Raw genomic sequence first — 11,582 nt, 5'->3', positions numbered from 1 at the left:
GGTATGACCAAACGCCAAGATGTCGCAGAATCCTACAAAGTTTGTAGGCAGCAGCGTAGTCCATGGCAATTGACGCACCGGTGTTAGCCTGAAGCCCGTTGCCCGATTTGGCGTCCTTCATCAATTAGGCGACAATGCCGGCCTGTTTTCGGAGCCCCCCTCATGCCTGATTCCATCGCCTCCATGTCTGATTCCGTTGAAAGGCCCGCCGTCGATGCCGTGCTCGACGCCACCGGCCTCAATTGCCCCGAGCCGGTCATGATGCTGCACCAGAAGGTGCGTGACCTGCCGCCCGGCGGCCTGCTCAAGGTGATCGCCACCGATCCTTCCACCCAGCGTGATATCCCCAAATTCTGTGTGTTTCTCGGCCACGAGCTGGTGGACAAACAGGCGGGCGGCGGCGAGTTCCTTTACTGGATCCGCAAGAAGCTTGACTGATTGGCGGCGTACCGGCTGACGCATTACGCGTCACGCTGGCTCGACAGGGCGCTGGCGCCTACACTGCGGCCACTCCAGGAGCCCTGACATGCGCATAGTTGCCGACGAAAACATTCCCTTGCTCGACGCGTTTTTCGCAGGCGTCGGCGATATCCAGCGATACCCGGGCCGCACGCTCGACCGCGCCGCCTTCGCCGAGGCCGATATTCTGCTGGTGCGCTCGGTGACCCGGGTCGACCGTGCCTTGCTCGAAGGCACCCCGGTGCGCTTCGTGGGCACCTGCACCATCGGCACCGATCACCTCGACCTCGATTACTTCAAAGAAGCCGGCATTCAATGGTCCAGCGCCCCGGGCTGCAACGCTCGCGGCGTGGTGGACTACGTGCTGGGCAGCCTGCTGACCCTTGCGGAAATCGAAGGCGTCGAACTCGCCAGTCGCACCTATGGCGTCGTCGGCGCGGGGCAGGTCGGCAGCCGCCTGATCAAGGTTCTGCGCGGCCTGGGCTGGAACGTCCTGGTCTGCGACCCGCCCCGTCAGGCCAGCGAAGGCGGCGATTACGTCAGCCTTGACGAGATCATCGCCCGCTGCGACGTGATCAGCCTGCACACGCCGCTGGATAAATCCGGCGACACGCCCACCTGGCACCTGTTCGACCGCGCCCGCCTGCAGCAGCTCAAGCCCGGAGCCTGGCTGATCAACGCAGCGCGTGGCCCTGTGGTCGACAACACCGCTTTGCGCCAGGTGTTGCTGGAACGCGAAGACCTGCAAGCGGTGCTGGATGTCTGGGAGCAGGAACCCGCGGTGGACGTCGAACTGGCCGAGTTGTGCGTCATCGGTACGCCGCACATCGCCGGCTACAGCCTCGACGGCCGGCAGCGCGGCACGGCGCAGATCTATCAGGCCTTATGCGCGTACCTCGGCCAGCCGGCGAGCATCCGTCTGGAAGACCTGCTGCCCAAGCCGTGGCTGGCCGAGGTCACGCTGGACGCTGCCACGGACCCGGTGTGGGCGCTTAATGCGCTGTGTCGCGGCGTTTACGATCCTCGCCGCGACGACGCGGATTTCCGCCGCAGTCTGGTGGGGGATGCCCAGAGCCAGCGGCTGGCCTTCGATGCCTTGCGCAAGCACTATCCGCCACGTCGGGAAATCGACAGCCTGCGGGTTCGTATCAACGGCGAGTCCGCAGCGCTGCGCCAGATCGTTGAAGCGTTGGGCGCGACGGTTGTCACTGAGTGAGTCGCACACTGCGGGACGGTGTGAATGCCAGCAATGCTCATCGATCTTGGCATTGACGCCGGCTCCTACAGAGCAGGGTCAACGTTACGCAAACAGGGCCTCAAGCCGCTTTGCGCCGGATGACGCCGATCGGCGCCCATAAAAAACCCGGCAACAGGGCCGGGTTCAATGGAATCTGCACATCAATCTTGTTTTTCGGGCTGCACCCAGTATTTCTCGCATTCCTGGCAGGCGGCCTGGACCATTTCTTCAGTGATCAGAATTTCCTGCCCGTTTCTGTCGAGAATCGCGCCACCCAGTTGCAGTTCGGGTTGAGGGCGGAACACGGGTTCTTGATTGCTGCTGCTTTGCAAGCTCATGGGCTGTCTCCTCATCAGGTCAGTGCGCGTCGATAGTCATCACGCCGGCATGAACGCGCCGTGACAGCATTCCTTGACTGACGGCGGTGCGCGGAGTTCAGCGAAAGCTGACGAGCGTGCGCGTGGAGGGAGGTGTAGGCTCTGCGGCTGATCCGTCTCGTGAGTGTCCTCCATGGCTTCAGTGTTCTCCGGCCGTCAGCGGCATGCCATTCGCCTTGCCCTGCGCATGATCGCGCCGTACCGCAAGCAGGCCATCGGCGCGTTGCTCGCACTGGTGGTCACCGCGGCCATCACGCTGTCGATGGGGCAAGGTATCCGGCTGATGGTCGATCAGGGGTTCATGACCCGTTCGCCGACGCTGCTCAACGAAACCATCGGCCTGTTCATGGGGTTGGTGGTCGCCCTCGCCATCGGCACTTTCGCGCGCTTTTATCTGGTGTCGTGGATTGGCGAGCGGGTGGTCGCGGATCTGCGCAAACAGGTGTTCGATCATCTGGTCAGCCTGCATCCGGGCTTCTACGAGAACAATCGCAGCTCGGAAATCCAGTCACGACTCACCGCCGATACCACGTTGTTGCAGTCGGTGATCGGTTCGTCGCTGTCGATGTTCCTGCGCAACGCGCTGATGGTCATCGGCGGGATCATCCTGCTCTTTTTCACCAATCCCAAGCTCACCAGCATTGTGGTGGTTGCACTGCCGCTGGTGATCGCGCCGATCCTGATTTTCGGGCGCCGCGTGCGCAGCCTGTCGCGGGAGAGCCAGGACCGCGTGGCGGATGTCGGCAGCTACGTGTCCGAGGCCCTGGGGCAGATCAAAACCGTTCAAGCCTATAACCATCAGGAGCAGGACCGGCAGCGTTTCGCGCAGACCGCCGAAGACGCCTTCGAGACGGCGCGCAAGCGGATTCTGCAGCGCTCGTGGCTGATTACCCTGGTGATCGTGCTGGTGCTGGGCGCGGTGGGTGTGATGCTGTGGGTCGGCGGGATGGACGTGATTGCCGGCCGCATCTCCGGCGGCGAGCTGGCGGCGTTCGTGTTCTACAGCCTGATCGTCGGCAGCGCGTTCGGCACCCTCAGCGAGGTCGTCGGCGAAATGCAACGGGCGGCGGGCGCGGCAGAGCGCATCACCGAATTGCTGCAGGCACGCAGCGAAATCACCGCGCCCGCCAGCGATCTGCTCACGCTGCCGGCGCGCATCAGCGGTCGTCTGGCGCTGGAAAACCTGAGTTTCGCCTATCCCTCGCGCCCCGAACGCAATGCCGTCGACGGCTTGAGCCTGACCGTCGAAGCGGGGGAAACCCTGGCGCTGGTCGGGCCATCCGGGGCTGGCAAGTCGACGCTGTTCGACCTGTTGCTGCGTTTCTATGACCCGCAGCGGGGGCGTGTGCTGATTGAAGGCATGCCTGCCGAACGCCTGGATCCGCTGGATCTGCGCCGTTGCTTCGCCTGGGTGTCGCAGACCCCGGCGCTGTTTTTCGGCTCGGTGGAGGACAACATTCGCTACGGCAACCCGGCGGCCAGCGTCGAGCAGGTGGAGGCGGCGGCGCGGATTGCCCATGCCCATGAGTTCATTCAGTTGCTGCCCCAGGGTTATCAAACGCACTTGGGTGACGGCGGGATGGGCTTGTCGGGCGGCCAGCGTCAGCGGTTGGCGATCGCCCGGGCATTACTGGCCGATGCGCCGATTCTGTTGCTCGACGAAGCCACCAGCGCACTGGATGCCCAGAGTGAACACCTGATTCAGCAGGCGCTGCCGACATTGATGAAGGGCCGCACGACCCTGGTGATCGCCCACCGACTGGCGACGGTACAGAACGCCGACCGTATTGCGGTCATGGATCAGGGGAAACTTATCGCGGTGGGAACCCATCGCGAGCTGATTGCCAGCAACCCGCTGTACGCGCGGCTGGCAGCGTTGCAGTTCAACGCCGGGGTGGAGCAGGCCGGCTGAATGCCGACCTGCATCTGCGCATCAATCCTTGCGGTATTCGCAGAGGTAAGCGGTTTCTTCGGTCGCTTCGACATCGAATTTGACGTTCGCCGGGATCTTGAAATCCGTGCCGGCTTTGAAGGTCTCCCAATCATTGGCGCCCGGCAGCAGTACTTTCAACTCGCCTGAGATCACATACATGATTTCGCGGTCGCCGGTGCCGAAGTTGTATTTTCCGGGAGCCATGACGCCGATGGTCGCGTCGCCTGCTGCTTGCTTGAAGGCGATGGATTTGACGGTACCGTCGAAATACTCGTTGACCTTGAACATGGCTGATCTCCTTGGGAAAGGCTGGAAAAGGCCGGACAGTATGCCGAACGTACAAAAGGCCGTCATCCGCTTTGATAAATGCGTCACGACCTAGCCGGGAATCACCAACGGTAACAAGCGTGCGGTATTGCGCGCGTCCGACAGTGCCCGGTGTTGCTGGCCATTGAAATGCATTCCCGCCAGTTGCAGCGCGGTGTTCAGGCCGCAGGGTTTTTGCAGGTGACGGGCCTTGGCGAAGCGTTGTTTCAGGTTGATGTGGGGCAGGGTGGCGAGTTCGCTGGCGAGCTGGTGCTGACGCCAGTCCTGTTGCAGTTGCTGACGGTCGTAATCGCCCCAACTGGTCCAGGCGACCAGTCGCGCGCGGTGTTGGGCGATCCAGCGCTCGAATTGTGGCCATACGGCCGGCAGGGTCAAAGCGCTGTCGATGAAGCTCTGCTGAATGTGCGTCAGCTCGCGGCAGAAGGGCGTCAGCAACGGCCGGCGCAGAGGCCGCACGTAGCGTTCGAAATGGTCGATTTCGCGCCCGTCCTGATTGACCAGGGACGCACCGATTTCGATGATTTCCATTTCCGCTACCGGCCATCCGCCCTCTTCGGTGGTGGCCTCCAGGTCTATCACCAGCCAGTAGGACATCTCGAACTCCTGTTTCATAACCTGCGGCAGCGCTCTGGAGCGTAGCCACATCACGGCCCTCACGTCCAACTGCCCGGCGCAGATGATCCATGATTGGGACTCGCGGCAGTCAGGAAGGTTTGCAGGGCCAGCGTCTTTTGTAGCGTCTGACTGGCATATGGCCGGGACAGCCCTTGCCTGGCCAACGCGCCTCGGCATAAGTTGCAGGCGCATTCGGTCCTCACATAAAGCGCCGTGCGGTCGATAACGCAAAGGACAAGGACGGCTTGAGCCGGAATTACACTGTGAGTGGGACCGGTTTTGCCCGGGAAAGCGTCGTGCGGCACACCCTCAAATGGGTAGCGCACAGACGAGCCTCTTCCCGGCTAAAGCCGGTCCTGCAGAATATCGCGCGCTGTGAGTGGGACCAGCTTTAGCCGGGAAGAGACAAACATGGACAGGGGGCAGCAAGACGCAAGGAGGGCGGGAGTTGGGATGACAGGGGCGATTTAGCCTCTGTTTGACCGTTGTCTAATTGATCGCGAACGCATAGCTTACGTACTCCGTTTCGCCTGAGGTGCCTTGTCTTGATGTCCACGCCGATGCGGATGGCTTTTAAAACCCTGCTGTTCACGACCACAACGCTGTGGGCCTGGCAGGCCGGTGCGACGCAGGTCGTGCGCATCGGTGCGGCGCATTTCCCGCCGTATACGATTCGTCCCGAGCGAGGTGAAGACACCGGGCTCTTGCCGCAGATGATCACTGCGCTGAACGCGATGCAGAACGACTACCGCTTTGAAGCGGTGCCCACTTCCATTCCGCGCCGGTTTCGCGATTTCCAGCAGGCGCGCTTCGACATGGCCATTTTCGAAAACCCCGCTTGGGGTTGGAAAGGCATTCCCCATGAAGATGTCGATATGGGGCTCGAAGACGCCGAAGTGTTTGTCGCCCATCGCTTGCAGGGCAGGACCCAGACGTATTTCGATGAGTTGCACGGCAAGCGCCTTGCGCTGTTCAGCGGCTATCACTACGCGTTCGCCCGTTTCGATGCCGACCCTAAATTCCTTGCCGACAACTACAACGCCACGCTGACCTATTCCCATGACAGTAACCTGCTGATGGTGCTCCGTGACCGTGCGGATATTGCGCTGGTAACGCGCTCCTACCTGAGCACGTTCATGTCGAACAACCCGCAGGACGCCGACCAGTTTCTGGTCTCGGATCGGGTGGATCAGGTGTATCGGCATTACGCGCTGTTGCGCCCGGATGCGCCCATCAGTGGCGAACGCTTCAGCGAATTGCTCAAAGAGCTCCGGGAGAACGGCGAGATGTTCAAAATCTTTCAGCCGTTTCGTATTGCCGTGACGCCGCAGTCCACTCATCACGCGGTGGCTCAAGGCGAAGGCGCGAAGAGCGATTGACGCAGGCACGTATGACTGGCTGAAGAAGCGCGGCGCGACATTGGAAGGGGGCGGTGCAGGAGCGCTGGCAACGCGCTCCTGCAAGGGGATTTAACCGTATCGTTTGGCGGGGGAGACTCAGCGGTCCCGCGCTTCCTTTGCGTCCATCTCGGCATTGCGCTCGTGGACGCGCTTGAGCTGTTCATCGGTCAGGGGCAGTTTCTTCGCTGAATCCTTGAGCATCAGCAGACCGCCGACGATCGAGCCGATTGCAACGACCAGAATTAACCAGGCATACCAGGGCATAACGCTCTCCTTCTTGTGATAGGGATTGGAGCAGCGACGCTGTCCAGTGGTTCAATTGTAGGAGATGCTCGACGCCCGGCGCGGGTCGGGCAGGCATTTACCGATTGCCGGGTCCCGCCCTGCGGGATGTTCGGCTACAATGCGCGCCGATTTCGACTTGCCAGAGAACCCGCTCATGTCCGCCTGCCAGACCCCTATCATCGTCGCCCTGGATTTCCCGACCCGCGAAGCCGCGTTGAATCTGGCTGATCAACTGGACCCTAAGCTGTGCCGGGTCAAAGTGGGCAAGGAGCTGTTTACCAGCTGCGCATCGGACATCGTCGAAACCCTCAACGCGAAGGGCTTCGAGGTGTTTCTGGACCTCAAATTCCATGACATTCCCAACACCACGGCGATGGCGGTCAAGGCCGCTGCTGAAATGGGCGTGTGGATGGTCAATGTGCACTGCTCAGGCGGCTTGCGCATGATGGCGGCCTGCCGTGACGTGCTGGATCAGCGCACCGGCCCCAAGCCGCTGTTGATCGGTGTCACCGTGCTGACCAGCATGGAGCGCGAGGACCTGGCCGGGATCGGTCTGGACATCGAGCCCCAGGAGCAAGTCCTGCGTCTGGCGGCGCTGGCTGAAAAAGCCGGGATGGACGGTCTGGTGTGTTCCGCGCTGGAAGCCCAGGCACTGAAAGCTGCGCACCCGTCACTGCAACTGGTGACGCCGGGCATTCGTCCGGCTGGCAGCGCGCTGGACGATCAGCGTCGCATTCTGACGCCGCGCCAAGCGCTGGATGCGGGCTCTGATTATCTGGTCATCGGCCGCCCGATCAGCCAGGCGGCCGATCCGGCGAAGGCGTTGGCTGCGGTGGTGGCGGAGCTGGCGTAACTGGCGTAACAACCCGCCATCCCCTGCTCAACTCCACCCTGTAGGAGCGCGCTTGCCCGCGATCGCGGTATGTCAGCGAAACCGGTTACCGCCTGACACGCCGTATTCGCCAGTAGCGCGCACCACCGGTTTCTCACTCAGAAGCCGCTGCGCTTCAGGATTGAGTCCATGCTTTCCTTCGAGGGCCGACCGTAGAACTTCAGCAATTCCGAAGCCCGGTTGGTGAAGAACCCGTCCACGCCCTGTTCGCTGATCGCCTTGAAATCCACCGCGTCATCCACGGTGTACGGATGAACGATCATCCCGCGATCGTGGGCCATCTTGTTCATCCACGGCTGCACCAGGTCACTGTAACTCTGGTCCCCGCCGTTCTTCAGTGCTGCTGACGGCCCGGTACCTACGGCGCCGTGGGCTTTGGCCCAGTCCATCCAGGCGGCGAACTCTTCTTTGGATTTCACCTGCTGGCTGGCGTAGAAGCTGGCTTTGTCCTTGGCCCCCGAATCCTTGAAAGTCTTGCCCGACGCCGTTTCGATGGAGCCGTCACCCAGCCACAGCAGCAGCACTTTCGGCGTGTCGGGCATGCTCTTCTGCAGCAATTCCAGGCTTGGTTTTTCAAAGGTCTGCAGCACCACGCGGCCCGGCATGTGGGCGACATTGACGTAGCCTTTCTCGGCAGCAGGACGCTGGCCCAGCCAGCCACGCTGATCGAGCTTCTTCTTCAAATCTTCTTCAATGCCCGGAAACTGCGCCGGCACCTTGGTTTCGATGTACAGACCGGGCTTGTTCTTGCCGCCTTCGGCAATGTCGATGACTTCGTCCAGTGTCAGAATCTTCAGCCCGGCGTAGGTGGCGCGTGCGCGATCCGGGTAGGCCTTGTTGAACCAGGAGCCGGCGTCCAGGCGCTTGATTTCTTCCAGCGTGAACGTGTTCAGCGGGTCCTTGGCCCGTTGCGGGTAGACCTCGGCGATGTTGGTGGTGCGCTCCAGCGTGTTGTCGTGCAGGGCGATGAGCACGCCATCCTTGGTGCGCTGGATGTCCATCTCCAGGTAGTCAGCACCCAGTTCGCGGGCCAGCGTGTAGGACGGAACCGTCTCTTCGGGCGCATTGAACGATGCGCCGCGATGGGCAATCACCGCCGGCCACGGCACGCCGATCTTCGCCGCCAGCGCCCGACCCGGTTCCTTGCCGGTGTCCGCGGCCGCCAGGGCCACGGCGGATGACAACAACACACCGGCAATCGCGGCGCCGCTCAACGTTCTGGATAATCCTTTCAACATGGTTCTGACGTTCCTTTTGTGCAAGTCCGTTCATGGCGCAGCCGTTGCCGCACCCCGTGGCACATCGTTTTTATCGTGACGAAATCAGGTGTCCCAAGGCACAAACCTTAAACAGCAACCGGCATGACGGGCAACCGGGGTTATCGTTGTGAAGGGGGATTGCTGTCAGTTACAGGCGTTAGCGCGCTGCCAGTTTCCGGGATTTTTATGACACTGAGGTGCCGACGGACGCTAACCGGGGACTACGTCTCGGCAACTTTTTTGCGCGGTCGCCCGCCTTTCGATCCGTTAGCCTTCGAAGCGGTGGCTTTTGCCGCACTGACGCGCCGCCCGTTCCGCGCCGCGATCAGGCTACCGGCAACGCCCATGAGCGACTCGCTGGCCGAAATCATGCCCGAGATCGACATATGCAAATCGCGATGATCGAGGCAGATGGCCTTGCCGCCGAATCCCAACTCCATCTGCCCGAGCTCGCTGCCTGAGAGCTCGCGCAGCTCGGGGTAATTGGCGACAGGGAGGAGGAGGGCTGTCTGGTCGGAAAAACCGATGGCCAAGGCATTTAGCTCACTGAGAAAACGTAATGTTGTCGGCTGAATGTTGGGCGCATTTCGTTTGCGCCCCTGGTCGATGGCCTGGTTCAGGACCCGCTGGGTAACGGGCTGATCATCATATTCCCGCGCTTTGATTACCTTCATAACTCAATCTCCAATGGCTCGACGTACCCGCGAGGTACAACTGCGTTTAGCGCTGCTGACGTTTTACAGGCAGATCCATATCCAGGAAATGCCCAGTGCCAGATTTGTGGACGGATTAGCTCAGTGGGCTTCGGTTTAGCCAAGAAAAATGCAGGGGGTGGTTATCCGGCACCGTGTCTATTATGAAATCCATCTCTATCTGGCTTCCAACCCTGCCCAACCGCTCTAACTCGCGCTACTGTCAGCACCACGAATGTCGCGCAGCGGAGGGATGATGAAAACGGTGTTGGTGCTGGTTGAAAGCGTGAACATGTATTTGCCGATTCTGGAAAGCAGCGGCTTTCGCCTGATTCTGGCGCCGACGCCGGCGATGCGCGCCAAGGCGGTGGCAAACGGGGGCGGGGAGATTGATGCGGTGTTGACCCGTGGGCCGCTGGGGTTCACCGCCGAGGAAATGGCCGCGCTGCCGAACCTCGGCATCATTTGTGTGATTGGCGCGGGCTACGAGCGCGTCGACCTCGAAGCCGCCGAGGCGCGGGGCATTGTGGTGACCAACGGGGCAGGGGTGAACGCCCCGACCGTGGCGGACCACGCTATGGCAGTGCTGCTGGCAGCGGTTCGCGACATTCCCCAGGCCGACGCGTCGGCGCGCCGCAACGAATGGCGCAAAGTCACACGGCCTTCGTTCGCCGGCAAACGCCTGGGCATTCTCGGCCTTGGCTCGGTCGGAATGGCCATCGCCAAACGCGCGCTGGGGTTCGACATGCTGATCAACTATCACAGCCGCTCGCCCCGCGCGGGCGTGGATTTCAACTACTGCGCGACGCCGCTGGCGCTGGCCGAAGCGTCGGACTTTCTGGTGGTGGCAACGCCGGGCGGCGGGTCGACGCGGCACCTGATCGACAAGGCCGCCATCGAGGCGTTGGGCGCCGAGGGCTTCCTGGTCAACATCGCCCGGGCCAGTGTCGTCGACACCGACGCGCTGATCGACGCGCTCCAGCACGGCCGCCTGGCCGGGGCGGCGCTGGACGTATTCGACGACGAGCCCCACGTCCCCGATGCGCTGAAAGCCTTGACCAACGTGGTCCTCACGGCGCATCTGGCAGGGTTGTCGCCGGAAGCATCCCGTGACACGGTGCAAATGGTCGCCGACAACCTGCTGGCGTTTTATGCGGGCAAGCCGGTGCTGACCCCTGTTCACAGCTGACGATTGGCCGTCTGACTCTTTCTAATGACAGCTTTTCCAACAACACCTTCCCAATAACAAGAGTAATCGCCCATGTCTTCATCTTCAGGTTTGAAAGTCGCTCTGGTCACGGGCGCCGGCAGCGGCATTGGCCGTGCCGTGGCCCTACAGTTGTTGGCGGATGGTTTTGCCGTGGTGCTGGCCGGGCGTCGGCCAGAGCCCTTGCAGATGCTGGTCGAACAGGCAAAGGTTGCCGGCCAGCAGGCGCTGGCGGTACCGACGGACGTGCGCGACCCGGCCAGCGTCGAGGCGCTGTTCGCGACCATCGAAAACACGTTCGGGCGGCTGGACGTTTCGTTCAATAACGCCGGTATCGGCGCACCGGCAGTGCCGATGGATGAGCTGTCGGTGGAGCAGTGGAAGAACGTCATCGACACCAACGTCACCGGGATGTTTTTGTGCGTGCGCGCAGCGTTCGGCCTCATGCGGCGTCAGGTGCCCCAGGGCGGCCGGATCATCAACAACGGTTCGATTTCCGCGCACACGCCACGGCTGTTCAGCTCGCCCTATACGTCCAGCAAACACGCCGTGCTGGGCCTGACCAAAAGCACAGCGCTGGACGGTCGGCAGTTCAATATCGCCTGTGGCCAGATCGACATCGGCAACGCCCTCACCGAAATGACCGATCGCATGACCAAAGGCGTGTTGCAGCCCAACGGTGAGCTGCAGGTCGAGCCGACCATGAATGTGCAGCACGTGGCTGAAGCGGTGAGTTACATGGCCGGGCTGCCACTGTCGGCCAACGTGCTGAATATGACGGTCATGGCCAGCAGCATGCCGTTTGTAGGGCGTGGCTGATCTGTCGGCTCGTTGACTTGAATTGAGTCGCGTTGCGTTGTTTTGTCCAAAACCTGGTGGGTTCCGTCCAACCTGGCTGA

13 protein-coding genes are annotated in these 11,582 nt (G+C 61.7%); 7 read left to right on the top strand and 6 right to left on the bottom strand.

Features of this window, described 5'->3' with window-relative positions; genetic code table 11:
* The first annotated feature begins 183 nt into the window (after positions 1 to 183).
* Entirely contained in the window at positions 184 to 438 is a 255-nt protein-coding gene (gene tusA / locus EC919_RS22365; RefSeq protein ID WP_133776588.1) for a sulfurtransferase TusA, read from the top strand.
* A gap of 88 nt (positions 439 to 526) precedes the next feature.
* A complete protein-coding gene (gene pdxB, locus EC919_RS22360; RefSeq protein WP_133776500.1) occupies positions 527 to 1,675 on the top strand; it encodes a 4-phosphoerythronate dehydrogenase PdxB in 1,149 nt (382 codons plus the stop codon).
* A 182-nt stretch (positions 1,676 to 1,857) separates the two neighbouring features.
* On the opposite strand, the gene EC919_RS27215 is transcribed toward pdxB, so the two are convergent.
* Positions 1,858 to 2,034, bottom strand: a complete 177-nt coding sequence (locus EC919_RS27215; RefSeq protein ID WP_166650608.1) for a PA1571 family protein — start codon at positions 2,032 to 2,034, stop codon at positions 1,858 to 1,860.
* A gap of 172 nt (positions 2,035 to 2,206) precedes the next feature.
* On the opposite strand from EC919_RS27215, the gene EC919_RS22355 reads away from it, so the two are divergent.
* Positions 2,207 to 3,985 carry an ABC transporter transmembrane domain-containing protein gene (locus EC919_RS22355; RefSeq protein WP_133776499.1) on the top strand — a complete coding sequence of 593 codons (1,779 nt, stop codon included), beginning with the start codon at positions 2,207 to 2,209 and terminating at the stop codon, positions 3,983 to 3,985.
* 21 nt (positions 3,986 to 4,006) lie between these two features.
* On the opposite strand, the gene EC919_RS22350 is transcribed toward EC919_RS22355, so the two are convergent.
* Positions 4,007 to 4,294, bottom strand: a complete 288-nt coding sequence (locus EC919_RS22350) for a pyrimidine/purine nucleoside phosphorylase (protein ID WP_133776498.1) — start codon at positions 4,292 to 4,294, stop codon at positions 4,007 to 4,009.
* 90 nt (positions 4,295 to 4,384) lie between these two features.
* Positions 4,385 to 4,927, bottom strand: a complete 543-nt coding sequence (locus EC919_RS22345; protein ID WP_133776497.1) for an exonuclease domain-containing protein — start codon at positions 4,925 to 4,927, stop codon at positions 4,385 to 4,387.
* Positions 4,928 to 5,496: 569 nt separating this feature from the next.
* Between EC919_RS22345 and EC919_RS22340 the strand changes: the two genes are divergently transcribed.
* Entirely contained in the window at positions 5,497 to 6,327 is an 831-nt protein-coding gene (locus tag EC919_RS22340; protein ID WP_133776496.1) for a substrate-binding periplasmic protein, read from the top strand.
* A gap of 117 nt (positions 6,328 to 6,444) precedes the next feature.
* On the opposite strand, the gene EC919_RS22335 is transcribed toward EC919_RS22340, so the two are convergent.
* Positions 6,445 to 6,612: a DUF2897 family protein gene (locus tag EC919_RS22335; protein ID WP_065986232.1), complete on the bottom strand. Its 168-nt coding sequence runs from the start codon at positions 6,610 to 6,612 to the stop codon at positions 6,445 to 6,447.
* Between the two features lie 175 nt (positions 6,613 to 6,787).
* Here EC919_RS22335 and pyrF point away from each other — a divergent pair, with 175 nt between their 5' ends.
* Positions 6,788 to 7,486 carry an orotidine-5'-phosphate decarboxylase gene (gene pyrF, locus EC919_RS22330; protein ID WP_163022158.1) on the top strand — a complete coding sequence of 233 codons (699 nt, stop codon included), beginning with the start codon at positions 6,788 to 6,790 and terminating at the stop codon, positions 7,484 to 7,486.
* Positions 7,487 to 7,623: 137 nt separating this feature from the next.
* Here the strand turns inward: pyrF and EC919_RS22325 are convergent, their stop codons facing one another.
* Both EC919_RS22325 and EC919_RS22320 read right to left on the bottom strand, forming a co-directional pair.
* On the bottom strand, positions 7,624 to 8,763 hold the full coding sequence (locus tag EC919_RS22325; RefSeq protein WP_133776495.1) for a glycerophosphodiester phosphodiesterase: 1,140 nt from the start codon (positions 8,761 to 8,763) through the stop codon (positions 7,624 to 7,626).
* Between the two features lie 242 nt (positions 8,764 to 9,005).
* Positions 9,006 to 9,458 carry a DUF2442 domain-containing protein gene (locus EC919_RS22320; protein ID WP_133776494.1) on the bottom strand — a complete coding sequence of 151 codons (453 nt, stop codon included), beginning with the start codon at positions 9,456 to 9,458 and terminating at the stop codon, positions 9,006 to 9,008.
* A 274-nt stretch (positions 9,459 to 9,732) separates the two neighbouring features.
* On the opposite strand from EC919_RS22320, the gene EC919_RS22315 reads away from it, so the two are divergent.
* Together EC919_RS22315 and EC919_RS22310 are read left to right on the top strand one after the other, a co-directional pair.
* Positions 9,733 to 10,665: a 2-hydroxyacid dehydrogenase gene (locus EC919_RS22315; RefSeq protein ID WP_133776493.1), complete on the top strand. Its 933-nt coding sequence runs from the start codon at positions 9,733 to 9,735 to the stop codon at positions 10,663 to 10,665.
* Between the two features lie 72 nt (positions 10,666 to 10,737).
* Positions 10,738 to 11,502: an SDR family oxidoreductase gene (locus EC919_RS22310; protein WP_133776492.1), complete on the top strand. Its 765-nt coding sequence runs from the start codon at positions 10,738 to 10,740 to the stop codon at positions 11,500 to 11,502.
* The last annotated feature ends 80 nt before the right edge of the window (positions 11,503 to 11,582 follow it).

It is taken from the genome of Pseudomonas graminis (genome assembly GCF_004364335.1).
Lineage (GTDB): Bacteria > Pseudomonadota > Gammaproteobacteria > Pseudomonadales > Pseudomonadaceae > Aquipseudomonas > Aquipseudomonas graminis_D.
This window is presented reverse-complemented; position numbering and strand designations above follow the sequence as displayed.

Coding starts and splice junctions, on each gene's coding strand:
- EC919_RS22325 (WP_133776495.1), bottom strand. CDS start 8,763: ATGTTGAAAGGATTATCCAGAACGTTGAGCGGCGCCGCGATTGCCGGT.
- EC919_RS22345 (WP_133776497.1), bottom strand. CDS start 4,927: ATGTCCTACTGGCTGGTGATAGACCTGGAGGCCACCACCGAAGAGGGC.
- EC919_RS27215 (WP_166650608.1), bottom strand. CDS start 2,034: ATGAGCTTGCAAAGCAGCAGCAATCAAGAACCCGTGTTCCGCCCTCAA.
- tusA (WP_133776588.1), top strand. CDS start 184: ATGTCTGATTCCGTTGAAAGGCCCGCCGTCGATGCCGTGCTCGACGCC.
- EC919_RS22340 (WP_133776496.1), top strand. CDS start 5,497: ATGTCCACGCCGATGCGGATGGCTTTTAAAACCCTGCTGTTCACGACC.
- EC919_RS22350 (WP_133776498.1), bottom strand. CDS start 4,294: ATGTTCAAGGTCAACGAGTATTTCGACGGTACCGTCAAATCCATCGCC.
- EC919_RS22320 (WP_133776494.1), bottom strand. CDS start 9,458: ATGAAGGTAATCAAAGCGCGGGAATATGATGATCAGCCCGTTACCCAG.
- EC919_RS22355 (WP_133776499.1), top strand. CDS start 2,207: ATGGCTTCAGTGTTCTCCGGCCGTCAGCGGCATGCCATTCGCCTTGCC.
- EC919_RS22335 (WP_065986232.1), bottom strand. CDS start 6,612: ATGCCCTGGTATGCCTGGTTAATTCTGGTCGTTGCAATCGGCTCGATC.
- EC919_RS22310 (WP_133776492.1), top strand. CDS start 10,738: ATGTCTTCATCTTCAGGTTTGAAAGTCGCTCTGGTCACGGGCGCCGGC.
- pdxB (WP_133776500.1), top strand. CDS start 527: ATGCGCATAGTTGCCGACGAAAACATTCCCTTGCTCGACGCGTTTTTC.
- pyrF (WP_163022158.1), top strand. CDS start 6,788: ATGTCCGCCTGCCAGACCCCTATCATCGTCGCCCTGGATTTCCCGACC.
- EC919_RS22315 (WP_133776493.1), top strand. CDS start 9,733: ATGAAAACGGTGTTGGTGCTGGTTGAAAGCGTGAACATGTATTTGCCG.